Source organism: Rhodococcus erythropolis R138 (genome assembly GCF_000696675.2).
GTDB classification, from domain to species: Bacteria; Actinomycetota; Actinomycetes; order Mycobacteriales; family Mycobacteriaceae; genus Rhodococcus_F; species Rhodococcus_F erythropolis.
The window spans coordinates 4,273,530-4,298,784 of record NZ_CP007255.1 but is presented as its reverse complement, the minus strand read 5'-3'; the positions used below and the strand labels follow the sequence as shown (position 1 = coordinate 4,298,784).

27 protein-coding genes are annotated in these 25,255 nt (G+C 62.7%); 19 read left to right on the top strand and 8 right to left on the bottom strand.

Features of this window, described 5'->3' with window-relative positions:
- Positions 1 to 21 precede the first annotated feature (21 nt).
- Both H351_RS19660 and H351_RS19655 read left to right on the top strand, forming a co-directional pair.
- The gene (locus tag H351_RS19660) at positions 22 to 1,752 is read left to right on the top strand and encodes an acyl-CoA dehydrogenase family protein (RefSeq protein WP_029255173.1); all 1,731 of its coding nucleotides are present in this window, start codon (positions 22 to 24) and stop codon (positions 1,750 to 1,752) included.
- On the top strand, positions 1,749 to 2,528 hold the full coding sequence (locus H351_RS19655) for a nuclear transport factor 2 family protein (protein WP_029255174.1): 780 nt from the start codon (positions 1,749 to 1,751) through the stop codon (positions 2,526 to 2,528). The genes H351_RS19660 and H351_RS19655 overlap by 4 nt, the downstream gene beginning before the upstream one ends.
- A gap of 76 nt (positions 2,529 to 2,604) precedes the next feature.
- On the opposite strand, the gene H351_RS19650 is transcribed toward H351_RS19655, so the two are convergent.
- Positions 2,605 to 3,030: a pyridoxamine 5'-phosphate oxidase family protein gene (locus tag H351_RS19650; protein ID WP_020907428.1), complete on the bottom strand. Its 426-nt coding sequence runs from the start codon at positions 3,028 to 3,030 to the stop codon at positions 2,605 to 2,607.
- Between the two features lie 159 nt (positions 3,031 to 3,189).
- On the opposite strand from H351_RS19650, the gene H351_RS19645 reads away from it, so the two are divergent.
- Both H351_RS19645 and H351_RS19640 read left to right on the top strand, forming a co-directional pair.
- The gene (locus H351_RS19645; RefSeq protein WP_051636584.1) at positions 3,190 to 4,485 is read left to right on the top strand and encodes an MFS transporter; all 1,296 of its coding nucleotides are present in this window, start codon (positions 3,190 to 3,192) and stop codon (positions 4,483 to 4,485) included.
- Between the two features lie 91 nt (positions 4,486 to 4,576).
- Positions 4,577 to 5,533 carry a DMT family transporter gene (locus H351_RS19640; protein WP_029255176.1) on the top strand — a complete coding sequence of 319 codons (957 nt, stop codon included), beginning with the start codon at positions 4,577 to 4,579 and terminating at the stop codon, positions 5,531 to 5,533.
- Here the strand turns inward: H351_RS19640 and H351_RS19635 are convergent.
- From H351_RS19635 to H351_RS19625, 3 genes are all read right to left on the bottom strand, one after another.
- The gene (locus tag H351_RS19635; protein ID WP_029255177.1) at positions 5,495 to 6,334 is read right to left on the bottom strand and encodes an SDR family NAD(P)-dependent oxidoreductase; all 840 of its coding nucleotides are present in this window, start codon (positions 6,332 to 6,334) and stop codon (positions 5,495 to 5,497) included. The two genes, H351_RS19640 and H351_RS19635, sit on opposite strands and share 39 nt — an antisense overlap.
- Positions 6,331 to 6,828, bottom strand: a complete 498-nt coding sequence (locus H351_RS19630) for a nuclear transport factor 2 family protein (protein WP_029255178.1) — start codon at positions 6,826 to 6,828, stop codon at positions 6,331 to 6,333. The genes H351_RS19635 and H351_RS19630 overlap by 4 nt, the downstream gene beginning before the upstream one ends.
- A 93-nt stretch (positions 6,829 to 6,921) precedes the next feature.
- Positions 6,922 to 7,557: a TetR/AcrR family transcriptional regulator gene (locus H351_RS19625; RefSeq protein WP_020969397.1), complete on the bottom strand. Its 636-nt coding sequence runs from the start codon at positions 7,555 to 7,557 to the stop codon at positions 6,922 to 6,924.
- A gap of 84 nt (positions 7,558 to 7,641) precedes the next feature.
- Between H351_RS19625 and H351_RS19620 the strand changes: the two genes are divergently transcribed.
- The gene (locus H351_RS19620) at positions 7,642 to 9,066 is read left to right on the top strand and encodes an MFS transporter (RefSeq protein ID WP_029255179.1); all 1,425 of its coding nucleotides are present in this window, start codon (positions 7,642 to 7,644) and stop codon (positions 9,064 to 9,066) included.
- 54 nt (positions 9,067 to 9,120) lie between these two features.
- On the opposite strand, the gene H351_RS19615 is transcribed toward H351_RS19620, so the two are convergent.
- On the bottom strand, positions 9,121 to 9,576 hold the full coding sequence (locus tag H351_RS19615) for a ferritin-like domain-containing protein (RefSeq protein ID WP_080945658.1): 456 nt from the start codon (positions 9,574 to 9,576) through the stop codon (positions 9,121 to 9,123).
- Positions 9,573 to 10,022, bottom strand: coding sequence for a hypothetical protein (locus H351_RS19610; RefSeq protein WP_019748061.1), 450 nt, complete (start codon positions 10,020 to 10,022; stop codon positions 9,573 to 9,575). Before H351_RS19610 ends, H351_RS19615 begins: the two co-directional genes overlap by 4 nt.
- A gap of 271 nt (positions 10,023 to 10,293) precedes the next feature.
- On the opposite strand from H351_RS19610, the gene rimP reads away from it, so the two are divergent.
- From rimP to H351_RS19590, 5 genes are all read left to right on the top strand, one after another.
- Positions 10,294 to 10,914: a ribosome maturation factor RimP gene (gene rimP / locus H351_RS19605; protein ID WP_020907437.1), complete on the top strand. Its 621-nt coding sequence runs from the start codon at positions 10,294 to 10,296 to the stop codon at positions 10,912 to 10,914.
- Positions 10,911 to 11,942 (top strand): transcription termination factor NusA, encoded by a 1,032-nt coding sequence (gene nusA / locus H351_RS19600; RefSeq protein WP_003942738.1) that lies wholly within the window; start codon positions 10,911 to 10,913, stop codon positions 11,940 to 11,942. Before rimP ends, nusA begins: the two co-directional genes overlap by 4 nt.
- 44 nt (positions 11,943 to 11,986) lie before the next feature.
- Positions 11,987 to 12,337 carry a YlxR family protein gene (locus H351_RS31485; RefSeq protein ID WP_019748063.1) on the top strand — a complete coding sequence of 117 codons (351 nt, stop codon included), beginning with the start codon at positions 11,987 to 11,989 and terminating at the stop codon, positions 12,335 to 12,337.
- 108 nt (positions 12,338 to 12,445) lie between these two features.
- Positions 12,446 to 15,382, top strand: coding sequence for a translation initiation factor IF-2 (gene infB, locus H351_RS19595; RefSeq protein ID WP_019748064.1), 2,937 nt, complete (start codon positions 12,446 to 12,448; stop codon positions 15,380 to 15,382).
- A 113-nt stretch (positions 15,383 to 15,495) separates the two neighbouring features.
- Positions 15,496 to 15,786, top strand: coding sequence for a DUF503 domain-containing protein (locus H351_RS19590; protein WP_003942205.1), 291 nt, complete (start codon positions 15,496 to 15,498; stop codon positions 15,784 to 15,786).
- Between the two features lie 3 nt (positions 15,787 to 15,789).
- On the opposite strand, the gene H351_RS19585 is transcribed toward H351_RS19590, so the two are convergent.
- Positions 15,790 to 16,083 (bottom strand): hypothetical protein, encoded by a 294-nt coding sequence (locus H351_RS19585; RefSeq protein WP_051636470.1) that lies wholly within the window; start codon positions 16,081 to 16,083, stop codon positions 15,790 to 15,792.
- Between the two features lie 844 nt (positions 16,084 to 16,927).
- Here H351_RS19585 and rbfA point away from each other — a divergent pair.
- The 7 genes from rbfA to H351_RS19545 are packed head-to-tail and all read left to right on the top strand — an operon-like array spanning position 16,928 to position 22,825.
- Entirely contained in the window at positions 16,928 to 17,407 is a 480-nt protein-coding gene (gene rbfA, locus H351_RS19575) for a 30S ribosome-binding factor RbfA (protein ID WP_003942248.1), read from the top strand.
- Between the two features lie 12 nt (positions 17,408 to 17,419).
- Entirely contained in the window at positions 17,420 to 18,412 is a 993-nt protein-coding gene (locus H351_RS19570; protein ID WP_029255182.1) for a DHH family phosphoesterase, read from the top strand.
- A 10-nt stretch (positions 18,413 to 18,422) separates the two neighbouring features.
- Positions 18,423 to 19,826: an MATE family efflux transporter gene (locus tag H351_RS19565; protein WP_047889326.1), complete on the top strand. Its 1,404-nt coding sequence runs from the start codon at positions 18,423 to 18,425 to the stop codon at positions 19,824 to 19,826.
- Entirely contained in the window at positions 19,811 to 20,734 is a 924-nt protein-coding gene (locus H351_RS19560) for a metallophosphoesterase family protein (RefSeq protein WP_003942180.1), read from the top strand. The genes H351_RS19565 and H351_RS19560 overlap by 16 nt, the downstream gene beginning before the upstream one ends.
- 13 nt (positions 20,735 to 20,747) lie before the next feature.
- Entirely contained in the window at positions 20,748 to 21,407 is a 660-nt protein-coding gene (locus H351_RS19555) for a 4'-phosphopantetheinyl transferase family protein (protein ID WP_029255184.1), read from the top strand.
- Positions 21,408 to 21,431: 24 nt separating this feature from the next.
- Positions 21,432 to 22,352 carry a tRNA pseudouridine(55) synthase TruB gene (truB, locus tag H351_RS19550; protein WP_021333527.1) on the top strand — a complete coding sequence of 307 codons (921 nt, stop codon included), beginning with the start codon at positions 21,432 to 21,434 and terminating at the stop codon, positions 22,350 to 22,352.
- Complete coding sequence (locus H351_RS19545) at positions 22,349 to 22,825, top strand: GNAT family N-acetyltransferase (RefSeq protein ID WP_029255185.1); 477 nt, start codon at positions 22,349 to 22,351, stop codon at positions 22,823 to 22,825. The genes truB and H351_RS19545 overlap by 4 nt, the downstream gene beginning before the upstream one ends.
- Before the next feature lie 10 nt (positions 22,826 to 22,835).
- On the opposite strand, the gene H351_RS19540 is transcribed toward H351_RS19545, so the two are convergent.
- Entirely contained in the window at positions 22,836 to 23,582 is a 747-nt protein-coding gene (locus tag H351_RS19540) for a metal-dependent transcriptional regulator (RefSeq protein WP_029255186.1), read from the bottom strand.
- 117 nt (positions 23,583 to 23,699) lie between these two features.
- Here H351_RS19540 and H351_RS19535 point away from each other — a divergent pair, with 117 nt between their 5' ends.
- Both H351_RS19535 and rpsO read left to right on the top strand, forming a co-directional pair.
- Positions 23,700 to 24,680: a bifunctional riboflavin kinase/FAD synthetase gene (locus H351_RS19535; protein WP_029255187.1), complete on the top strand. Its 981-nt coding sequence runs from the start codon at positions 23,700 to 23,702 to the stop codon at positions 24,678 to 24,680.
- Positions 24,681 to 24,860: 180 nt separating this feature from the next.
- Positions 24,861 to 25,130 (top strand): 30S ribosomal protein S15, encoded by a 270-nt coding sequence (gene rpsO, locus H351_RS19530; RefSeq protein WP_003942254.1) that lies wholly within the window; start codon positions 24,861 to 24,863, stop codon positions 25,128 to 25,130.
- Positions 25,131 to 25,255: the final 125 nt, after the last annotated feature.

The following is a 25,255-nucleotide window of genomic DNA, read 5'->3' as shown; positions in this document are numbered from 1 at the left end:
TCATCGACGAAAGGTAATGACGTGTCTGGCACCGATGGATTGCTCTTCAACCCCCATACTTACGACCCCGCTCAGTTCGATCCGGAGACCCGCCGTTTGCTGCGAGCCACCATCGAATGGTTCGAGAGCCGCGGCAAGAAGCAACTGCTTCAGGACGACCTCGACGCAGTGTGGGTCTCCGACTTTCTCGAGTTCGTCGGCAAGGAGAAGTTGTTCGCGACGTTCCAGACTCCGGCGGCATTCGCCGACGGTGACGAGAACCGTCGTTGGGACGGTGCCCGCAACGCGGCCTTGAGTGAGATCTTCGGTTTCTACGGACTCGCTTACTGGTACGCCTGGCAGGTCACGATCCTCGGACTCGGACCGATCTGGATGAGTGACAACGACGCAGCGAAGAAGCGTGCAGCGCAGGAACTCGTCGACGGTGGTGTCATGGCGTTCGGCCTGTCCGAGCGTGATCACGGCGCCGACGTGTACTCCACCGACATGCTTCTCACTCCCACCGACGGCGACGTCGCCTTCCGCGCGAGCGGCGAGAAGTACTACATCGGAAACGGCAACGTAGCCGGAATGGTGTCTGTGTTCGGGCGTCGTACCGACGTCGAGGGTCCCGAAGGCTACGTGTTCTTCGTCGCCGACAGTGCACATCCGAACTATCAGCTTGTGGACAATGTCCTGCGCGGGCAAATGTACGTCAGCAATTTCCGCCTCGACGACTACCCGGTGCGCGAGGAAGACATTCTGCACACCGGCGTCGCCGCATTCGAGGCCGCGCTCAACACGGTCAACGTCGGAAAGTTCAACCTGTGCACCGGCTCCATCGGGATCACCGAACATGCGTTCTTCGAAGCAATCACTCACGCGCAGAATCGAATTCTCTACGGTAATCCGGTCACGGACTTCGCCCATGTACGCGCCGCCTTCGTCGACGCGTACTCACGTCTGATCGCGATGAAACAGTTCAGCGCGCGGGCGGTCGACTACTTCCGCAGCGCCAGCCTCGAAGACCGTCGCTACCTGCTGTTCAATCCCATGACGAAGGCCAAGGTCACCTCGGAAGGTGAAAAGGTCGTCGGGTTGCTGCACGACGTGATCGCGGCAAAGGGGTACGAGAAGTCCACGTACTTCCGTGAAGCAGCGCAGATGATCGGCACGCTGCCCAAGCTCGAGGGCACCGTCCACGTCAACGTCGGCCTGATCCTCAAGTTCTTGCCGAACTACCTGTTCAACCCCGCGGAGTTCCCGGAGATCGTCACGCGCGACGACGCAGCCGACGACGAGTTCTTCTGGAATCAGGGACCGACCCGCGGCGCTGCGAAGATTCAGTTCCACGAGTGGAAGCCCGTCTACGAGAAGCACTCTTCGATCCCGAACGTCGCTCGTTTCTACGAGCAGGCGATCGCACTCACCGAATTGCTCACTGCCTCAGCGCCGGACGCGCAGCAGCAGAAGGATCTCGATTTCATGCTCAATGTCGGGCACCTGTTCTCCCTCGTAGTCTACGGTCATCTGATTCTCGAGCAGGCCGAGATCAGCGGACTCGACGCCGACGTTGTCGATCAGATCTTCGACTTCCAGATTCGCGACTTCTCGGGATACGCGATCGCACTGCACGGAAAGCCGTCGTCGACGCCGGAGCAGCAGAAGTGGGCCTTGGCCGCAGTGCGGAAGCCTGTTGTGGACAGTGAACGCTTCGACCGGGTGTGGCAGCAGGTCAAGGCGTACGACGGTGCATACGAGATGCGCGCATGACCGCGCCGGTGGTACGTGAGCAGTTGATGGCCGTCGTGGAGGGATCCCCGAAAGCCGTCGGCGCGCATGATCGCTCGACCTGGGTTGCGCTGTTTGCCGAAGACGGCCAGATCAACGACCCTGTAGGTTCACGTCCGCATAACGGACAGGCGGCGATCGAGAGTTTTTACGACACGTTCATCGCCCCCAATTCGATCACCTTCGACGTCGAGCGCGATATCGTGTGCGGCCGCACAGTGTGGCGCGATCTGAGCCTCGCTACCGAGATGTCGACCGGAGTCGTCCTCGACGTGCCGATGCATTTGCGCTACGACTTGGTGGGGGAGCCCGATTCCTTGCGGATCGGAACCCTCTATGCGCATTGGGAATTGGCAACGATGCTGAGCCAGCTCGCTACCGCCGGCGTTGCCGGGATGAAGGCTGCCGCGAAGTTGACCCCGCAGCTGCTCTCGAACCAGGGGATCGGCGGAGCGCTCGGATTCTCGCGCGGCATCTTCGGAGTCGGAGACAAAGGCAAGAAGGCGGCTTCGCGGTTCCTCGATGCGGCCGCTGTCGGTCGAACGCCGCCGGTACCCGTCGAGCTTCCGGCGGGAACGCAGTTGTCCAAAGCCGACGTCAACGCTCTGCTCACCGGCGTGACGAAGAGCAAGATGCTGGTTGCCGGTCGAACTGTGACGGCGAGCGTAATCGTGTGCGGGGAACCGGCCATCGCCCTGTTCGGCTTCGAGGCGAGCGGTCATCGCCTCAATCGGGTGCGCTTCTTCACCGAGAGCTGATACCGAGAACACTCGAACGCAGGTCAGGCTCGGCGCGCCACTCCGGCGCGCCGAGCCTTCGCTTTTCGGTGAAGTGTCAGATCGCCCCGAGATCCGCAGACAGCCAGTGCTGCGGATTCATGTAGATCGCTACCTGCTCGCCCAACTGCGATCGCGCGAATTCGAGATATCCGTCGACCTTGTCCGGGGTCAGGTATCGCCGCGAGACTTCGACCAGCATCTCGTCGGTGCCCGGAACGATCTTGTCGACGGATCCGCTGACGCTGACGTAACGGATTGTCGGATCGAGCCTTTCGGCCATCAACGAGAAATGCCCGGCCGACTCGATGAGTCGAGCCTTTCGTGAATCCTTGCCGGTGAGGATCCATGGTTTGCCACCGGGCGAGTACAGGTACCAGATCGGGACGGTCAACGGACCGCGTTCGGTGCCGTCCGCTACGGACAGCGCCCCGATGTGGGGTTCGGCCAGAAACTGTTCACGCTCATTTTCGGAGAGTGCCATTCCTCGAGATTACCGCGACGTTTGACATGGCGTTGTGACTCCGTACACAATCGTTGTGCTCATTATGAACATGCGTTCGCAATGCGAACAGATCTCGATCTGAACTACTGGATCTGAACCGGTAGCGAACGCCCACAAGCAGTGAATGTCGAGGATCCGATGACCGCACCGCATACGCAATCGAGTTCAATCACCGGTTTGCCTGGGGCGCGTGCCGCAATGTGGGTAGCACCGTTGTGTTGGATAGCTGTGCTTCTGGACGGATTCGATCTGGTCGTACTCGGTGCGGTCATTCCTTCACTTCTCGACTACGACGCGTGGGGATTGAGTACCGGCACGATCACGATGATCTCGACCTTCGGGCTCATCGGCATGACCATCGGCGCCCTCGTCATCGGCACTCTCACTGACGTCATCGGTCGACGCCGCGCGCTGCTGTACGCCGTTGCCGCATTCTCGATTCTGACTCTGTTGTGCGCAATTGCGCCCAATCCGTTCATCTTCGGTCTGCTGCGCTTCCTCGCCGGGGTGGGACTGGGTGGCGCCCTTCCGACGGCATTGGCTCTGGTCAACGAATTCTCGAAGAAACAAGGCGGTGGATCTGCGTCGACCATGCTGATGACCGGCTATCACGTCGGCGCCGTTGCCACCGCCGCGCTGGCGCTCGTCGTGATCGAACCTTTCGGTTGGCGAGCGATGTTCGTTGTCGGCGCACTTCCTGCCGTCGTCCTGATTCCACTCATGTTGCGGTATCTGCCGGAATCCCCGTCGTACCTTCTCGCTCACCGAAAGCGTGCCGAGGCCGAGGAAATCGCTGCCCGCTACGGTGTCGAGCTCGAGGCTGCGCCTACGTCCGAAGTTGGGCGCGCCGAAGCCGCCAATCCCGTTCGCGCACTGTTCTCTTCGAAGTTCCTGCGCAACAGCATCGCCATCTGGATCACCAGTTTCATGGGCTTGCTGCTCGTCTACGGATTGAACACGTGGCTTCCGACGATCATGCGCGAGGCCGGTTACAACCTCGGAGCCTCGTTGACGTTCCTTCTGATCCTCAATGCCGGAGCCGTCGTCGGGCTGTTGATCGCCGGGGGCGTCGCGAACAAGATCGGCCCGCGGACTGCAGCCATCGTGTGGTTCACGGGAGCAGCGTTGTTCCTGGCGCTTCTGAGTGTGAAGGTGTCGTTCGGAATCTACGTGATGGTCTTCCTCGCCGGATGCTTCGTTTTCAGTGCACAGGTACTGGTCTACGCCTTCACGAGCGCCAATCACCCACCGCAGATTCGCGCGACAGCGCTCGGATGGTCGGCGGGTGTCGGCCGGGTCGGTGCGATCTGTGGCCCGATTCTGGGCGGAGTTCTCCTGGGTGCGGGTTACGCCGTGCCGTGGGGCTTCTACGCTTTCGCGCTCGTCGGACTGCTCGGTGCAATTTCGATCTCCTGCACACGGGTTCGCATCTGAAATACCAGTTTCGCAGGTTGGCGCGCTACTGCTATCGTTGAATATGAGTATGAAGAGTAGCGCTATCGTCACGTCGCGGGCACCGCTACCGATGCCATCGTCTCGATCCGGTTTGTGGTGGGGCTTGCTCGGTGTTCTGGCGTTCTCGTTCACCGTTCCGCTCACGAGGGTCGCCGTCGCGGATCTCGACCCCCTGTTCGTCGGCGCGGGCCGCGCCGTCGTTGCCGGGGCCCTTGCGATTGTGATGCTGTCGGTTACTCGCGCGACGCTTCCGACGCTTCGGCAGTGGTTTCGCATCGCACTCGTGACCGTTGGCGCGGTACTGGGGTTTTCACTGTTCACCACGTTTGCGTTGCAGACATCGCCGGCGAGTCACGCGGCAGTCGTGATCGGACTACTTCCCGCTGCGACCGCGGTATTTGCCGTCGTCCGAGGAAAAGAGCGTCCCAGTAAGGGATTCTGGTGGGCAAGCGCCGCCGGCGCGGTATCGGTCGTAGGGTTCGTGGCCGTCGCAAACGGCGGACTCGGCTCGTTTCAGCTCGCTGATCTTCTTCTGTTCGCCGCGGTTGTGTGTGCAGCGCTGGCATATTCGGAAGGTGCGTTGCTGGCCCGCGAGATCGGGTCGTGGCAGACGATTGCCTGGGCATTGATTCTCGGACTGCCGGTCACGATTGCGTTGACGGTGGCGTCCATGGCCCAGGCTCCGGTCTCTGCCGATGTGAATTCGTGGCTTTCGTTTGCCTACCTGGGATGCGTGAGTATGTTTCTCGGGTTCTTTCCCTGGTACCGGGGTCTGGCGATCGGTCCCATTTCCACTGTGAGCCAAACACAGTTGGTTCAACCGGTACTCAGCATTGCCTGGTCGGCGCTGATACTCGGTGAGGCGTTGTCACCCTCGATCGTGGCCGGCGGCGTCGTCGTCATCGGGTGTGCCTGGCTTGCCCTGAAGGCGCGAGTGGCAGCGCCGCGTGCTGTGCCGGCACGCGACGCGACCACCGCCACCGATGATTCAGAAAAGCGGGCCGCCACCGAAGGCACTGCGGTGTGACGCAGGTTGTTTCCCGTTGGCGTCGGTGATTCCGTACTCGACGGCCGTCTCGGCGGTGATCAGTGTGTGACCGCTGCGCGCGTTCACTTCTGGATCGTTGGCCAATGCAGTGATGACCTGGCCGACGAATTCCGGGGTTTCGGCCTCGGCCAGTGAGAAGCCTTCGAAGCTCTCGATCCCACTCGCCTCCATCCGCTCGTTGCGGATCAACCCGAGCCAGAAGGAAAGTGCGGTGACGCCGGTTCCCTTCAATTCGACAGCCATGTCGGCGGCCATCTTGTCCAAACCTGCCTTTGACATCCCGTACAGGACAGAGTGCAGGTACCCGCGGGTGCCGAATGACGAGATATTGCCGATCACTCCACTGCCCCGGGGGACCATCAACTTCGCCGCTTCTACCGAAGCAACGTAGTGGGCGCGCAGTCCGATTCCGATCAGCGAATCCCAATCGTCGATCGGCCTCTTCCAGAACGGATCGGCGAAGCCGGCATAGCCCGCCGGGTTGGCCCAGACGTTGTTGACCAGAAGATCGAGGCGGCCTGACTGTTCCTCGGCAATGCGTGCAAACAGGTCGACGATCTGTTGATCGTCGGCGTGATCGCACTGCACGGCAATGCCGTGACCGCCGCGCTCGGTGATCTCCGCCGCGGTGCGATCGAGTGGGCTGTCGGCGCCGACGGTGCCTCGGGCCGTCACGTACACCGTCCAGCCGTCGCTTCCCAGTGCGAGGGCAATGCCTTTACCGACGCTCCTACTCGCGCCGGTCACGAGCGCTACTTTGCCGTTTGTCGACGTGGTCACCGGGGGCCTCCCAACGAACCCTCGGCGATATCAGTGTCGGGGGACAGGGGAGTGGTGATCGACCACGTCTCCGTGAAGTGGCATTGACTCATTTTCCACACACCGTCCTCGATCACGTATTTGTCGTCGTATTCGCCGGTCATCAACTTCTCGGTGCGTCCGACAGTGTCGACCTGGCGGAACTGCAGAGTCCATCGCCCCACCGCCGACGTCTCCGAGGTCAGTGTGATGTCGGGATGCAATCCGTGATGCATGTCGAGTACCGCGTACCGGCCGTCGACCTTGCGAAGAGCGATCTTCTCGAAGATGTCCGCCATCGGCCCGGCGTCGTCGAACGCGCCGAGACGTCCGTAGTCGATCGACGCTCCTGAACGGATGAAGCTGCTGCGGAACCGAACCGGATCCTTGGCGTCACATGCTCGCCAGTAGCCATGTTTGAGCTTCTTGATTTCCTCGATCTGTTCGAGCGCGTCGAGGCGTTGTGCGAGATCCACCGTCGGTCCTTTTCGTCTGGGTTTCCCGGAGACATGTCGGATCGACTGTAGGGTGTCCTCAGTCACATGTGTGTAGTTTTTCCCAGTGACCGGTCAGGAAACGGTGTCGGTTTCGCTCGAGGATTCGTCGCCGGTGAGAGTGATTGCAGTCGAGTCGCTGAAGACGCTGCCCCAGAGTTCGCCGAGGGCCGGATCTTCTTCGGCGTGTTCGGGTGCCATCATTGCGAGCAGATTGTTGATCAGCATGCCGTTCGCGATGAACAAGCGTGCTTGCTCGGGCGTGCAACCGGTGCGCTCGCGCAGCAAGGTGTAGATGCCGGACATGGCGGTCCGGGACACGGCGGCGACGTCGTCGGTGCTGGTTGCGAAGCCGTGCAACATGACGAGCAGCAGATCTCGATCGAGGACCAGCTCGCCGTAGGCGGATCCGAGTTCGGCCCAGAACTGCGGATTGCTCGGATCGATTGTGACGGTGTCCAATTTGTCGTTGAAGGTGCGGACGATTTCGTCGAGCGCACGCGTGAACACCGCGTGGAACAAATCTGCCTTGGTTCCGAACATGCGCACGACGTAGGGCTGCGAGACGCCGGCTTCCTTGGCGACGGCGTCCGTGCTGGTGCCGGAGTATCCGCCCTTTGCAAATGCCCGCGTTGCCGCGGCAAGGACCAGTGCGCGACGTTCCGGTGCGCTCATCCTGCGGGTACGTGGTTCAGCTGCACCGATCGACATATTGACACGTTATCACCGGATAGCTTAGTTTCGACTTAAGTAATCAATCGATGCCTTAAGGCACCTTCACATCGAGGAATCACGATGACCGTTTTGACGAAGTCCGGATCGGACGCCGCATCCGGGTCGGAAAACAGTGGAGGACGTAAGGTTCCGATCGCGATAGCGATGGTTGCTGCTTCTCTGCCCATGTTCATGGCTACCCTCGACAACCTCGTGATGACGAGCGCGCTGCCGGTGATCGAGAAGGAACTGAACGCGTCCGTCGGGCAGCTCCAATGGTTCATGAATGCGTACACGCTCTGCTTTGCGACGCTGATGCTTTCGGCGACGACGCTCGGCGATCGGTGGGGACGCCGCCGGATGTTCGTGTTCGGAATCGGGCTGTTCACGGCTGCATCGATCGCTTCGGCGCTGTCGACAACTCCCGGCCTGCTGATTGCGGCCCGGGCATTTCAAGGCGCGGGCGCAGCCGCGATCATGCCGCTCTCGCTGACCCTCCTCGTCGCAGCCGTACCGGAAGCCAAGCGCGCCATGGCAATCGGTGTCTGGGGTGGCGTCTCCGGACTGGGAATCGCGATCGGTCCCGTGGTCGGTGGAGCGGTAGTCGACGGGTTCTCGTGGCAGGGGATCTTCTGGATCAATGTGCCGGTTGCGATCGTTGCCGTTCCTCTCGCGATGTATGCGTTGCGTGAATCGACCGGTCGCACACAACCTCTCGACCTTCCCGGTGTCGCACTCGCCGGACTCGGTGTGTTTCTGGCGGTGTGGGGGATCGTTCACGGCAACGACGACGGCTGGGGATCGCTTGGAGTGGTTGCGTCGTTGGCCGGTTCCGCAGTCGCGTTGGCGCTGTTCGTTCTTCGCGAGATGAAGACGTCACATCCGGTCATGCCCCTACGTCTGTTCCGTTCGCGCAGCTTCTCGATGGCGAACGTCATCGGCTTGACCTTCTCGATCGGGATCTTCGGAGCGGTGTTCCTGCTGTCGCAGTACCTCCAGATCGTGATGGGCTACAGCCCGTTCCAAGCAGGCCTGCGGACGCTTCCGTGGACGGCAGCGCCGATGATCTTCGCTCCTCTCGCCGGTTTTCTGGCGCCGAAGGTCGGGCTCCGTTCACTTCTGCTGACCGGTCTGCTGCTCCAGGCCGGAGCATTGTTCTGGTTGGCCGCGTTGATCGGTCCCGACGTGACGTACGGTTCACTGGTTCCGGCGCTCCTGATGGCGGGCATCGGCATGGGCCTGACCTTCGCGCCGAGTTCCACGGCTGTCCTCGTCGACATGGATGAGCCTGATCACGGAACGGCCAGTTCGACCAACTCGACGCTTCGCGAGATCGGTGTTGCGCTGGGAATCGCGGTTCTCACCGCAGTCTTCCTTGCCGCTGGTGGCGCGCTCACGCCGCTGGGCTACGGAGATGCGCTGACACCTGCCCTGCGCGTCGGCGGTTGCTTCGTGTTGGTTGCGGTTGTCGCGGCTTGGTTCGTGCCCTCGCATCGCAAGAGCTGAGCACTGCTGTGCGCCTTTATTAACCGCCGGCGGTTAATAAAGGCGCACAGCAGTTTACGAAGCCGGGTCCCCTGGGAACGCTGATGTGGACGGAGCGGTTCCCAGCGCGGACCGCCATCCGGCGCCGCGGATTGCCGCATCGGTCAGGCCGTCGATTCCGAACGTGCGGAGTTGGTCGGTATCGACCTGTTCGACGAATGCCCGGTAGGTCACGGCGGTGTCGGATTCGATCTGTGCTGCCAGTTGTGCCGCGGTAACGGCGTCCGTCACCGGGAACGGGATCTCGTAGGCTGCCGCGGCTGTCGGCGGGGTCTCGCCCGCGTCGGTCGACAGGGCAACCAGCGCATCACGTCGCGCGCGGTGCGCGGCTGTATGTGTGGCAACTTCGTTGACACGGGCAGGATTCGAAAACGCGGCAACCACTCCGTAAGCGAAGATCGCGGCATTCTCTGATTCGATTGCGGTCAGCAAGGCAGAACTCTCGGTTCGACGGGTGTGCGAAGTGATCATGGAAGCAACACCGCAACCTGGGTCGAGCACGACGCGCTGATCGAACCGAGCAAGCCCGCGCGATAGCCGGACATCGTGCGAGCGAGATCCGCGGCACTGCGCGCCGAATCGTTAAGCGAGGTCCTCAAGGTGTCAACGCCCGTCGGAGCGTTCGCGACCGAGGTCGACGGGGGCGCAGTGGTCGTAGCGCCGCCGCCCGCTGCTCGCGCAATCTCGGCGTCGAGTTCGAGTGCATGCGCTGTGCGTTCGGCGCTGATCGTGGTCAGTGATGCCGACTTGTCCGGCGCAAGAGCGATGGCGGCGGTTGCGGCTGCCGCGTCGGAGCGAGCTCGCTCGGCCTGGGCCGTCAACTGGTCGACTTCTGCAGCCGCCTCCGCTGTGCCGTTGTCGGTGCAGGCGGACAACGAGAAGGCTGCAGCGCCCAACGCTGCTGCGGTTCCCGTCATCTTGAGCGCACTCCGCCGGGAGAGTGGGGTAGTAGTCATGGGCGTCAGCACCAGTCCATCGTGCCAGGTGGTCGGCCGATCGTTCGAATCCGCGGCACGTGTTCAAGTGTGACGTGCGTCGGGCACTCTGGTCACGGAGACGCGTAATGAGCGGTACTCTTGGATGCTTGCAGCATGAGGCACCTGGTGTCTTTTCATGCTCGCAGCCGCCCACGTCGACAGTCGACACAAGTCGGACAATCGACGACAACTGAAATGAGGAGTTCGCGAGATGCCGGTGCCATCCAGGGAGAGGGTGATCGAGCTGATCTCCGAACTCGTGCACGCCCAGGGTTACGACGTCGAAGACGTTGTCGTGACGAGTGCGGGCAAGCACAGCGCGGTGCGCATCATGGTCGACAGCGATGCCGGGATCGAACTCGATGCCGCCGCAGAGATCAGCAGACTCGTTTCGGAACTTTTCGACAGCCTCGAGGAAATCGGTGAAACGCCGTACACCCTCGAGGTGACCTCCCCGGGAATCGATCGTCCACTGACACTCGAGCGTCACTGGCGTCGAGCTCGTGGACGCAAAGCGCGTATCGATCTGGCCGGCGAGACCGTGGTCGGCCGTATCGGAACGTTGAACGACGATTCCGTGGCGGTTGTCATCGGCGGCCGTGGCGGACTGACCGTGCGAGAGATTGCACTGGGCGACGTTCAGAAGGCCGTAGTTCAGGTGGAGTTCTCGAAGCCCAGTGAGGCGGAGTTGGAACTCGCGGGCGGCATCCCGGAGGGGCGCGCAGTTCCCTCGGATGCGGTTGACCTCACCGATGACTCGGGCGTGGACAGTGTCGAAGACGACGAAGCAGAATTAGAAGACGTAGAAAACGAAGAAGGGTTCGACAAGTGAATATCGACATTGCAGCGTTGCGAGCGATCGAAGCCGAAAAGGGCGTTTCGATCGAAACTGTGATCGCCACGATCCAGACCGCGCTGCTGACGGCGTACCGCCACACCGAGGGGCACAAGCAGAACGCTCGGATCGATGTCAACATCAAGACCGGTTCGGTGCGAGTGATGGCACACGACACCGATGCCGACGGCAACATGATCGGCGAGGAGTGGGACGACACTCCCGAAGGATTCGGTCGAATCGCGGCGACCACCGCACGCCAGGTCATCCTGCAGCGTTTGCGCGACGCCGAGCACGAGCGCAGTTTCGGTGAGTTCTCCACCCATGAGGGTGAAATCGTCGGCGGTGTCATTCAGCGCGACACGCGTGCAAACTCTCGCGGGATGGTCGTCGTTCGAATCGGCAGCGAATCCAATGGCGCCGAAGGATTGTTGCCGCCCGCAGAACAGGTTCCCGGCGAGAACTACGAACACGGCGAGCGCATCAAGTGCTACGTCGTCGGGGTTGCTCGCGGCGCCCGTGGCCCCCAGATCACCCTCTCGCGGACCCATCCGAACCTGGTTCGCAAGTTGTTCGCACTCGAGGTTCCGGAGATCGCGGACGGCAGCGTCGAGATCATCAACGTCGCGCGCGAAGCGGGACACCGTTCCAAGATCGCCGTTGCCTCACGCGTGCAGGGGCTGAACGCAAAGGGTGCATGCATCGGCCCGATGGGTCAGCGCGTCCGCAACGTCATGAGCGAACTTGCGGGGGAGAAGATCGACATCATCGACTTCGACGAAGATCCCGCGACGTTTGTGGGCAACGCACTTTCCCCGTCGAAAGTGGTCTCCGTCACTGTCGTCGATCCGGAGGCTCGTGCGGCCCGTGTCATCGTGCCCGATTTCCAGCTTTCGTTGGCCATCGGAAAAGAGGGTCAAAATGCCCGCCTGGCTGCACGGTTGACGGGTTGGCGTATCGACATTCGGAGCGATGCGGCACCCGTTGGCGACGCGTCCGACCGGCCCGCCACGTCCAACGGATAACGGTGGAATGCAGTGATCGAGACGGTTCGGCGGTAGAGTGGACAATGGTTCGACGTGAGTCCTCGGATTCTGCGCGCGTGAAACCCGGTTCGCCGGTCAGAACGTGTGTGGGGTGCAGGGAACAAGGGTCGGCTGTCGATCTGTTGAGGGTCGTGGTTGGTGAGCAGGGGCCGGAGGGTTCCCCGCTCGTCCCCGACGTATCGCGAAGACTCCCCGGTCGAGGTGCATGGCTGCACCTGGATCCGAGTTGTCTGAGCCTGGCAGAGCGGCGCCGAGCATTCAGCAGAGCACTGCGAGTGTCCGGAAATCTGGACACGTCCGCTGTCGACCAGCTGGTCGACGCAGTTCACACAAAAGCAGTACCTCTCGAGAAGAACAGGCACAAGCACTCATGAGCACACCGTGAAGCACCAACGATGAACGTCCATCGGCGATAACCCGAGGTCGTGCGGGACCCACATCTGTGGGATGCCTCCTGCTCGACCTCATCAGTGAGGAGAGCAGTGGCAGGCAAGGCCCGCGTGCACGAGTTGGCTAAAGAACTCGGTGTCACCAGCAAGGAACTACTCGCAACGCTCAAGGAGCAAGGCGAGTTCGTGAAGTCTGCGTCATCCACAGTGGAGGCGCCCGTCGCCCGTCGTCTGCGGGAGTCATTCCCGTCGGCAGGCGGAGCAGAAACCAAGTCCGAGACCGGCGCAGCCGCTCCGGCGGCTCGCCCCGCGGCAAAGCCCGGCGCACCGTCGCCGTCAGCTGCAAAGCCCGGTGGCCCGCGTCCCGGCCCCAAGCCGGCCGCACCCGCACCGGCTGCTCCCGCAGCTCCGGCACCGGCAGCCCCCGCGGCTCCCGCAGCCGCTGCTCCGGCAGCACCGTCGGCGCCGGTCCCCACCCCGACGTTCAACGCTCCGAAGCCGGCACGCCCGGCTCCGGCTGCTCCCGCAGCATCGGCACCGGCAGCCCCCGCGGCTCCGGCGGCACCGTCCACCGGCGCAAAGCCCGGCGGACCGCGTCCGGGACCGAAGGCACCTCGCGTCGGTAACAACCCGTACTCCTCGGCACCCGCCGAGCGTCCGGCACCTCGTCCGGCTCCCGGCGCACCGCGTCCGGGTGCAGGCCAGGGCGGTTCTCGTCCGGCTCCGGGTCAGGGCGGTCCCCGTCCGGCTCCCGGCCAGGGTGGACCTCGTCCGGCTCCGGGTCAGGGCGGTCCCCGTCCGGCTCCCGGCCAGGGTGGACCTCGTCCGCCTGCAGGTCAGGGCGGACCCCGTCCCAGCCCCGGCTCCATGCCTCCTCGCCCGAACCCGGGTGCAATGCCTGCTCGTTCCGCTCGTCCCGCGCCCGGTGGCGGCGGACGTCCGGGTCGTCCCGGTGGCGCTCCCGGTGGTCGTCCGGGCGGCGGCGGCGGTGGATACCGCGGCGGCGGCGCTCCCGGCGCCGGTGCTGGTGCAGGTGCTCCCGGTGGAGCAGCTCCGGCCGGTGGATTCCGCGGTCGTCCCGGCGGCGGTGGCCGTCCCGGTCAGCGCGGCGCAGCGGCAGGTGCATTCGGTCGTCCCGGCGGAGCAGTTCGCCGTGGACGTAAGTCGAAGCGGGCGAAGCGCGCCGAGTACGAAAGCATGCAGGCTCCCGCAGTCGGCGGCGTCAGGCTGCCACGCGGCAACGGTGAGACCATCCGTCTCGCTCGCGGCGCATCGCTGTCGGACTTCGCGGACAAGATCGATGCGAACCCCGCAGCACTCGTGCAGGCGTTGTTCAACCTCGGTGAGATGGTCACGGCAACTCAGTCGGTCAACGACGAGACGCTGGAGCTGCTCGGCGGCGAAATGAACTACGTCGTGCAGGTCGTCAGCCCGGAGGACGAGGACCGCGAGCTGCTCGACAGCTTCGACCTCACCTACGGCGAGGACGCCGGCGGAGAAGAGGACCTCGAGTCCCGTCCGCCTGTGGTCACCGTCATGGGCCACGTCGACCACGGTAAGACCCGTCTGCTCGACGTGATCCGTAAGGCGAATGTCCGTGAGGGCGAAGCCGGCGGCATCACGCAGCACATCGGTGCCTACCAGGTGCTGACCGAGCTCGAGGGCAACGAGCGTCTCGTGACGTTCATCGACACCCCGGGTCACGAGGCCTTCACGGCCATGCGTGCTCGTGGTGCCAAGGCCACCGACCTCGCGATCCTTGTTGTCGCAGCCGACGACGGCGTCATGCCGCAGACGGTGGAAGCGATCAACCACGCCCAGGCGGCCGACGTGCCGATCGTGGTCGCGGTGAACAAGATCGACAAGGAAGGCGCGAACCCGGACAAGATCCGGCAGCAGCTCACCGAGTACGGACTGGTGGCCGAGGAATACGGCGGAGACACCATGTTCGTCGACATCTCGGCGAAGCAGGGTCTCAACATCGACGCACTGCTCGAAGCAGTGCTGTTGACGGCGGACGCTTCCCTGGATCTGCGCGCCAACCCGGACATGGACGCTCAGGGTGTTGCCATCGAGGCGCACCTCGACCGTGGCCGCGGCCCCGTCGCTACCGTGCTCATCCAGCGCGGAACGCTGCGGGTCGGCGACTCGATCGTTGCCGGCGATGCTTACGGCCGCGTCCGCCGCATGGTGGACGAGCACGGTCAGGACGTCCACGAGGCACTGCCTTCACGTCCGGTCCAGGTCATCGGCTTCACGTCGGTCCCCGGTGCAGGCGACAACCTGCTCGTGGTCGACGAGGACCGTATCGCTCGTCAGATCGCGGACCGTCGCAACGCACGTAAGCGCAACGCGCTTGCAGCGAAGAGTCGTAAGCGCATCAGCCTCGACGATCTCGATGCAGCTCTGAAGGAACATTCACAGCTGAACTTGATCCTCAAGGGTGACAACTCGGGAACCGTGGAGGCCCTCGAAGAGGCTCTCCTCGGAATTCCGATCGACGACGAGGTGCAGTTGCGCGTCATCGACCGCGGTGTCGGTGGCATCACGGAGACCAACGTCAACCTGGCTGCTGCGTCCAACGCGATCATCATCGGCTTCAACGTCCGCGCCGAAGGCAAGGCAACGGAGCTGGCGAACCGCGAGGGCGTCGACATTCGCTACTACTCGGTGATCTACCAGGCCATCGATGAGGTCGAAAAGGCACTCAAGGGTCTGCTCAAGCCGGTGTACGAAGAGGTCGAGCTGGGCAAGGCAGAGATCCGCGCCATGTTCCGTTCGTCCAAGATCGGCAACATTGCCGGTTGCTTGGTCACGTCGGGCAGCATCCGTCGCAACGCCAAGGCACGTCTCATCCGCGACAGCAAGGTCATCGCCGAGACGGTCACCATCTCCTCGCTCAAGCGGGAGAAGGAAGACGCTACCGAGGTTCGCGAAGGCTACGAATGTGGTTTGACCGTCACCTATTCCGATATCAAGATCGGTGACGTTCTCGAGTGCTACGAGCTTCGCGAGAAGCCGCGCGACTGATTATGTCGACACGGGCGTTGGGGCGGACGCACGTGAGTACTAGCTGACATGGACTCTTCCGGACTTGAACATACAAGTCCGGAAGAGTCCATTCGGCTCTGTCTAGGGGGAAAATGTTTGTAGGGGCACTGGAGTTCGACATTCTTTTCGGCGATGTCCACTCACTCAAGGAAAAGCGTTCGATGCTGTCGCCGATCCTGACGGAACTCCGTCGATTCGGCGTGAGTGCAGCGGAGGCGGGGGAGCAGGGACGCCTGCGTCGTGCGCTCGTGGGCGTCGGTGTGGTCAGTTCGTCCGTCGATCATCTGCACGATGTTCTCGATCATTGTGAGCGAGCGGTCGCCGAGCGTCCGGAGATTCAGTTGCTGGCTGTGCGAAGGCGAATCTTCGGCCCGGAAGACTGAGTGTCACTGGTGTGTGTCGGTGAGCCAGGCATCCAGACGGCGTACCGAATCGAGTTGGTCGGCAAGGGATTCGGCGTCCTCGCAACCGAGTGCGACTGTGTCGACCGCGTCGCGCATTTTCCGCGCAATCTCGGTTTCACTCTGTGCAATGGTGATCCCGACAGAAGCGGTCAGCGCTTTCACCCGGTCCGCGCCTGCGTCCGGGAATCGAAGTAGACCAACGTCCAAAACCAAAGCGGCGGTGTGATCGTCGCTTCTGAATTCCCGAAGAATCTGGGCGTCGTCGACAACCCTCACCAGCTCTCTCAGCAACTTCGATCGCCGTATTCGACGTCTTCGGGTTCGTCACGCTGAATGAAGATGACGTTGTTGCCCGAGGGATCGACGACGGGTGAGTCGACTTAGATCCGGTCCGGGAGCGCGTGATTCGCGGGGCGCCCTTGGCGAGGACCTCCCGGTAGGCGGCGCGCTACTTCATGCCACGACGAAGCGCACGGTAGACGCGCCCGGATCGATCAAGGTTGATGTGAGCGATTCGCTGGTCAGATTGAGGCCCGCGTTTCCCGACCCGACCTCAATGGATATCTGGCGGCTCGATTCACCCCGCAGCGAACCGGATCCGTCAGAGATATGCGTCAAGTCGATTGCTCTGGTTCCACCGGTGCGAGTGTCGCGGTTCGAATAATTGACGTAGGCGGTGATCGAACACGGGCTGTCGAAAAAGGAAGTCCAGGAGACTGAAACGACTGCAATGCCTGGACGGTCGTGCGGGGTTTGGACGTAGCCCGTGAGTTGTCCGCTACAAGGAAGGGTGTTGTTCCTTCCCAACGAATATGTCAATGGAAGCGGTGTGAACTCGCTGTGGTCGGCCGACGCGATTGCCGGCGAGCAAAGTAGTGCAGTCGCAACGAGTCCTCCGGAAATTATCGATGCGGTGATTCTTGATCGCGTCATCGACCGAACGTTACCAATAAAAGGGCGATCGGTCTGTGCTCTGGGTCCGGCATGCGCGGGTGGATGGTGATTTGGTTGCCGGGTAGCCGATGGACGAGACTGTTGTCGGTAATAATTCTTGTTAACCAGAACTTTGATCGATCGAGTCACCTCGATTCGAGTGGCCAGGTAGAGGAGACTGACAGTCATGGTAGATCCAGCCCGGGCACGCAAGTTGGCAAAGCGTATCGGAACCATCGTCGCGACCGCGATCGATCACGAGATCAAGGATCCGCGACTCGCATTTGTGACCATCACGGACACCAAGGTCACCAACGATCTGCACGACGCGACGGTGTACTACACAGTCATGGGCGAGAAGGTCGATTCCGCACCCGATGTGGAAGCCGCCGCCGCAGGACTCGAGAAGGCCAAGGGTGTTCTCCGCTCGAAGGTCGGTGCCGGAACTGGCGTTCGCTTCACACCGACTCTGACGTTTGTCGCCGATACCGTTCCCGACACCGCGCGTCATATGGAAGAACTGCTGGCCCGTGCCAAGGCCGCCGACGACGAGGTCGCCAAGGCGCGTGAGAATGCACAGCCGGCCGGAGATGCAGATCCGTACAAGGAGCCGCGAGTGGCTTCGGACGAAGACGAGGCGTCGCCAGATGTTCGTGAAGCCGACTGACGCGCACCGAGAATGACGTTCACCGCACTTTCGGACGTCGACCCCTGCGAGGCGAAGTTCGCTCAGGTGGCCGAGGTTCTCGAATCGGCGCACACGGTGACAATTCTCTGCCATGTGCAGCCGGATGCGGACACGATCGGCAGCGGACTTGCGCTCGGTCTCGTTCTCGAGCGTCGGGGTGTTTCGGTGCAGGTCGCGTTCAGTCGGCCGTCGGCGCTGCCCGAGTCGATGTGTGATTTCCCTGGTGTTCACTTGCTCACGGCGCCCGCCGATGTTCGGGAAAGCGTCGATGTTCTGGTGACCGTGGATGTCGGCAGCGAGGGCCGCCTCGGTGAGTTGGCGAGTCGACTCGCCGGCGCGCATCGCACAATCGTCCTTGATCACCATCGCTCCAATTCCGAATTCGGAACCATCAACGTCGTCGACGAGACTGCAGCGTCGACGACGGCACTCATCGCACGATTCTTCGATGCGTGGGGAGTCGCGATCGACAGCGATCTGGCGCACTGTCTCTATGCCGGGCTGGTCACCGACACCGGCTCCTTCCGGTGGGGAGGTCCGCTTCCGCACGTGCTCGCCGCACGTTTGCTGGCGACCGGCATCGACGGCGACGCGATTGCGCGAAAGCTGCTCGACACCCATCCGTTCGGGTGGTTGCCGATGCTGGCTTCGGTACTCGGGTCCGCGGTGCTGGTCCCGGAAGCCGCGGACGGCCGTGGGCTGGTGTATGCGGTGATCCGACGCAGTGACATCGGCGATCTTCGCTCCGAGGAGATCGAGAGCGTCGTCGATATCGTGCGAACTACTTCGGAAGCCGAAGTTGCCGCAGTACTCAAAGAGTCGGTTTCCGGAAGCTGGTCGATCTCGTTGCGTGCAAAGTCGGCGATCGACGTGTCGGCGGTCGCTGAAAGTCTTGGTGGCGGCGGGCACCGGCTGTCGGCCGGATATACGTCGACCACTTCCAGCGACGAGATTGTTGCCGCGCTCGTCGCGGCACTCGGCTGAATCCGCGGCATTGAGCGAATCTGACGCCACCTCGGCGGGATCTTCGGCAGCTGATTTCGACGTCACTGGACGTCGAATCTTTTCCCTGGCGTTTCCGGCACTCGGGGTACTGGCGGCCGAACCCCTCTATCTGTTGTTCGACATCGCCGTGGTCGGCCGACTCGGGGCGCTTCCGCTGGCCGGATTGGCAGTCGGTGGTCTGATCCTGTCGTTGGTGAGTACGCAGCTGACCTTCTTGTCGTACGGCACGACGGCGCGCTCCGCACGGCTGCACGGGGCGGGCCGCGAGCGCGACGCGGTGGGCGAGGGCGTTCAGGCGACCTGGCTGGCGGCCGCGATCGGCTTGGCCTTGGTAGTGATCGTGCAGGTGATCGCGGGCCCGCTGACTTCGGCGGTGGCCGGGACTCCCGACATTGCGGCGGCTGCGGAAAGTTGGCTTCGGATAGCGGTATTGGGTGTTCCACTCATCCTGGTGGCTCTGGCCGGCAACGGCTGGATGCGCGGGGTTCAGAACACGGTGCGACCGCTTCGGTTCGTCCTTGTCGGCCTGGGTATTTCAGCGGTGTTGTGCCCGATTCTCGTGCACGGTTTGCTCGGTGCTCCCCGGATGGAACTCGAAGGATCAGCTGTCGCGAATCTGGTCGGCCAGAGCGTTTCGGGTGTCCTGTTCGCTTGGGCACTCTTTCGTGAACCGGTCTCGGCTCGACCGCATCTTGCAATCATGCGGGCGCAGATGCTGATGGGCCGTGACCTGATCCTGCGCAGCCTCGCATTCCAAGCGTGTTTCGTCTCGGCGGCCGCGGTGGCGTCGAGGTTCGGTGCAGCCGTAGTCGGTGCACACCAAGTTGTCCTCCAACTGTGGAACCTGGTTTCGCTCCTTCTCGATTCCTTGGCGATCGCCGCCCAAACGCTCATCGGAGCTGCCCTCGGCGGTGGATTCGCAGCCGCCGCGAAGAGGATGACCTGGCGGATCACTGCCTGGTCGACGGTATTTGCCGTGGTACTCGCGATCTTCTTCGCCGCGGGCCACTCCGTGATCCCCGGACTTTTCACGTCCGACGCCGAGGTTCTCGGTCAAATGTCGATCGCCTGGTGGTTCTTCGTCGCGATCATGCCGGTAGCGGGAATCGTGTTTGCACTCGACGGTGTTCTGCTCGGCGCCGGGGACGTGGTGTTTCTGCGCAACGCGACCATGCTCTGCGCAGTTCTCGGATTTCTGCCCGCGATCTGGCTCTCCCTCGCCTACGACTGGGGGCTGGCCGGAATTTGGGCAGGGCTTACCGTGTTCGTAGTACTTCGGATGGTCGCGGTGTCGTGGCGAGCGTTTTCCGGCAAGTGGGCAGTGACAGGTCCGGCGACGGCGAAGCGCGGAAGTTCAACTGAGGAAGCAGAGGGATCGTGGCAGCAAAGCTGATGGCGGTGAGCGACATTCATGTCGGTCACAACGGCAACAAGCCGATGACGGAGGAACTGTTCCCGGATTCGCCTGACGACTGGCTCATTCTCGCCGGAGATGTTTCCGAGAAAACTGACGACATTCGGTGGGCGTTGAAGCTCCTTCGCAGCCGATTCGCAAAGGTCATCTGGATTCCGGGCAACCACGAACTGTGGACGACCGCCAAGGATCCGGTTCAGATTCACGGAGCGCCGCGGTACGAGTACCTGGTCAACATGTGCCGCGAACTCGACGTCATCACACCCGAGGACCCGTTCCCGGTGTGGGAGGGAGACGAGGGCCCGGTCACGGTCGTCCCGATGTTCCTTCTCTACGACTACTCCTTCCTGCCGGAAGGCGCGCGAGACAAGGAACACGGGCTCGAGATCGCGCGGGACAAGAACGTCGTCGCCACCGACGAGTTCCTGCTCTCGCCGCAGCCGTATGCAACGCGCGACGCGTGGTGCCGGGCGAGAATCGAATACACCCAGGCACGGCTGGACGCGCTCCCCGAAGGCACAAAAACCGTTCTGGTGAACCATTTCCCGATGGTCCGGCAGCCCACGGACGTGCTCATGTATCCGGAGTTCGCGTTGTGGTGCGGAACCACCGCGACCGCCGACTGGCATGTGAAGTACAACGCGGTGTGCTCGGTGTACGGTCACCTGCACATTCCTCGAACCACGTACTACGACGGCGTCCGCTTCGAGGAAGTCTCACTCGGATACCCGCGCGAATGGCGTCGGCGTGGACTGCCGGAGAAGTTGTTGCGTCAGATTCTTCCCGTTCCGGAGTACCCGCCGGGAACGCTCAACAAGTGGGGTGGCCACTTCAAGGTCACGCCGGAGCAGGAAGCCGAAGTCGAGCGCATGCGCGCCGGACGCTGAGAGGTATCGCTACGTGATCGAACAGATTCTTCCCGGTGGAGTTGCGACGGCCGAGGCCTTCGTGGATCCGCCCGGTCTGGTTCCGCACCCCAGTGAGGAGGCGTTGATCGGCCGCGCGGTCGAGAAGCGTCGTCGCGAGTTCGTGACTACCCGGCACCTCGCGCGTCAGGCGATGGGCAAGCTCGGTGTTCCGTCTGCCGCTGTCATGCGCGGCGAGCGTGGTGCCCCACTCTGGCCGCAGGGAGTAGTCGGAAGCCTCGCCCATTGCGACGGCTACCGCGGCGCTGTCCTGGCGTACTCCATGCAGGTCCGCTCACTCGGTATCGACGCCGAGCCGCACGGCCCGCTGCCGGACGGGGTATTGCCCGCGGTCAGCATCGAAGCGGAACGAACGTGGCTGGACACTCAGGAAACCGGCGGTCCGGTGCACTGGGATCGAGTGCTCTTCTGCGCGAAGGAAGCCACGTACAAGGCGTGGTTTCCGCTCACCGGGCGCTGGTTGGGTTTCGAGGACGCCCACATCACATTCGAGGCGGAGTCGGACACTTCAGGAACTTTCAACTCGCGTCTGCTGGTCCCCGGTGAGGCGACGTCTGGTCCGCCGCTCACCTCTTTCGACGGCAGGTGGTTGGTGTCGGGCGGGCTCATTCTGACGGCAATTTCGGTGCAGTGAGCGCGACTGGCAGAATCGGCACACGTGTCAGCTCGTGAAAAGCCTTCCTCCGGTCTTGTCGGCGCCGGAATCCTGATTGTCGACAAAGAGGCGGGCATCACCAGCCACGACGTGGTCGCTCGGTGCCGCAAATTGTTGAACACCCGCAAGGTGGGACATGCCGGGACTCTTGATCCCATGGCGACCGGCGTCCTCGTTCTCGGCGTCGAGCGTGCGACCAAGTTGCTCGGACTCCTGGCACTGACAACCAAGGCGTACTCGGCGACCATTCGCCTCGGTGCAGCGACGGACACGGACGATGCAGAAGGGGAGGTCCTGACTTCCGCAGACGCTTCGCAGGTGACGGACGCGGAGATCGCGGCGATCGTGGCAACGCTGACCGGAGACATCAAGCAGATCCCGGCAAGCGTGAGCGCTATCAAGGTCGACGGTCAACGTGCACATGCCCTGGTGCGTGCGGGAGAAACCGTCGAGCTGGCGCCGCGCCCGGTAACGGTGTCGACTTTCGAAGTTCTGGCTCGGCGAGATGTCCCTGGTGGCTTCGTCGATCTGGATGTAGACGTTGAGTGCTCTTCCGGAACATACATCCGCTCGCTTGCACGCGACCTCGGTCGTGAATTGGGCGTCGGCGGTCATCTGACGGCATTGCGCCGCACCCGCGTCGGGCCGTTCACTCTCGAACATGCGCGCACGCTCGAAGATCTCGCGGAACAGCCGGGTGTGAGCCTCGACATCGATCAGGCCGCGCAGACGGCTTTTCCGCATCGGCAGATCACGGCGGAGGAAGCCGAGGCGATCAGCCAGGGGCGCTGGCTCGAGCCGATCGGGATGAAGGGGATCTGTGCGGCGATCGATCCCACCGGTCACACGATTGCGCTCCTGCAGGAGAAGGGTCGACGCGCCAGTTCGGTGATGGTCGTGCGACCGGCGACGCTTCGCGGGTGATCGTCCGCGAGCGTGTCGACGGCGACCTCGACGGTTGCGTCGATGCGCTGGCACAGGTCCACGAGTGCGACGGATATCCGAACACGTGGCCACAGAACCCGCACCGCTGGCTCAGTTCGCCCACGGTGGTGAAGGCGTGGGTCGGTGAGAGCGACGGCCGTGTTGTCGGTCATGTGGCCGTCGACCGCGAGGTTGCAGGCGCGCCCACCACCGCGGGATCGATAGCCGTGTCGCGATTGTTCGTTCATCCCCATGCCCGCGGAAACGGCCTCAGCGGTGCGCTACTCGACGCTGTCACGGATTTCGCAGCAGAAAGTCAGTTGGAACTGGTGCTCGACGTCGTCGAGGACGCTTTGCCGGCGATCGCGCTGTACGAGCGTCGAGGTTGGGTGTACGTCGACGAGAGGCTCGCCGACTGGACCCGGACCGGCGGAGTCCGGCCCGTGGAACGGCGATATCGTCTGCCGCTCTGAGCGGCCTCGACTACACGAGCCAAATTGCTTGAGCGACTGGGCTTCCCAGGTCGATGGTGTCGGGGTTGTCGCCGAGTCGAACGGACACTGTTCCGGCGAAATCACGGCGTTCTTCGACAGTGATGTCGACATCGAGACTGACGCCGACGGAATCGAAGTACCGAAGCATTTCGGGATCGGAATCGGAGATCCGGGCAACGCGGCCTCGCTCGCCGTTGGCGAAGTCGCTGAGCTGACGGGCCGGGGGAGTCGGCACCGAACCATCGGTGGCGGGAATGGGATCGCCGTGCGGGTCACGTTCGGGGAAGCCCAGTTTGGCGTCCATCCGCGAGATCATCAGATCGGAAACGGCGTGTTCGAGGACTTCGGCTTCGTCGTGGACTTCGTCCCAGCCGTACCCGAGTTCCTGAACCAGATAGGTCTCGATCAACCGGTGGCGCCGGACCATGGACACAGCAGCCGCGCGGCCACTGTCCGTCAGAGCGATGGAACCGTAGCGGGCGTGATCGACGAGGCCCTGGTCCGAGAGTTTGCGGATCGCCTCGGACACCGTCGAAGCCGAGACGTTCATCTTCTCGGACAGGAGCTTGGTGGATACCCGCTCGTGGGACCACTCCTGGATCGTCCAAATGACCTTGAGGTAGTCCTGAGCCACCGACGAGAGTGCGAGCGTGTCGATTGCCGCGCCGTGCGCCGAAGTGCTGTCGCCATCCGACGTCGATGATGCTTCCGAGGTTCCGGTCTTGTGAGCTGCCACAACGCTTAGCTTAGGCTACGAAATCCGGAACTTCCGTACGTGAGCGGCAGCACAGCGGTGATTCGCTGGGCGGGTCCGAACGTGACCCGCCGCCGGTGGACCCGTAGGCTGCCAATCGTGCTGAGATGGCGTGGTCTCGACGAAGTTCCGGCCGATTGGGGTCGTTGTGTGCTCACTATCGGTGTGTTCGACGGTGTGCATCGTGGGCATGCCCAATTGATAGCGAGAGCGGTTACCGCTGCGCGCAAACGTGGTGTTCCGAGCGTGTTGATGACGTTCGACCCGCATCCCATGGAGGTTGTGCGGCCGGGTAGTCATCCAGCCCAGTTGACGACGCTGCAACGGCGTGCGGAATTGGCTCAGGATCTGGGCATCGACGTGTTCTGCGTGATGCCGTTCACCGCTGATTTCATGAAGCTGACGCCGGAGCGCTACGTCCACGAAATTCTCGTCGAACGTCTGCATGTCGCCGAGGTGGTGGTGGGGGACAACTTCACCTTCGGCAAGAACGCGCTCGGCAATGTCGATCTTCTTCGTGAGATGGGCGCTCGCTTCGGCTTTGCCGTCGACGGCGTCCAGCTGCTCGCCGAGCACGCGGTGACGTTCTCGTCGACCTACATCCGCTCGTGCGTCGACGCAGGCGACATGGAAGCCGCCACCGAAGCTCTCGGCCGTCCACATCGTGTCGAAGGTGTAGTCGTCCACGGTGACAAGCGTGGACGCGAGTTGGGATTCCCGACGGCCAATGTTGCACCGCCGATGTTTTCGGCGATTCCGGCCGACGGCGTCTACGCAGCGTGGTTCACGGTGCTCGGCGCCGGCGAGGAACTCGGAACTGTCGTTCCCGGTCGTCGATACCAAGCCGCAGTGTCTGTGGGGACCAACCCGACCTTCTCCGGCCGGACCCGAACCGTCGAGGCGTACGTTCTCGACACCGAAGCAGACCTGTACGGACAACACGTCGCTGTCGACCTGGTTTCGCGGATTCGGGGCATGGAGAAGTTCGACTCGATCGAGTCGCTCATCACGGCGATGAACCGAGACGTCGAACGCGCACGCCAAATCCTGAGTGAGGATGCAGAGCGCAGCGTGGGTTGAGCGCGGCGCGCAGCGTGGGTTGAGCTCGTCCTGCACTAGTGGCGGCGGCCACATTCGCTCCAGGTGGGCGAAAGCGCCTCATTGCTGCTGGTAGGATCTTCTCTCGGTGCGTGCTGCGGTTTGCGGTGGCCGCACCGATCTAGTTCCTTTCACGCAAACGTCATCACAGGAGTGAATCAAGTGGCATTGACCACGGAAGAAAAGAAGGTCGTTCTCGGCGAGTACGGCTTGCACGAGACCGACACGGGATCGCCCGAAGCTCAGGTGGCAATGCTCACCAAGCGCATCACCGATCTCACCGAGCACCTCAAGACCCACAAGCATGACCACCACTCGCGTCGTGGACTGCTCTTGATGGTCGGTCGCCGTCGTCGTCTGCTGAAGTACGTGGCAAAGACTGACGTCGCTCGCTACCGCACGCTCATCGAGCGTCTCGGCCTGCGTCGCTAGATTTTTCTCACGACGCTGATCGAAAGCAACACGGCACGCTTCGGTTTGCCGAACACTCCGTTAGCCGGCGAAGCCACGCATATACTGGGCTTCGCTGGCTTTCGGCGTTAGCTGCCGCAAGGCAG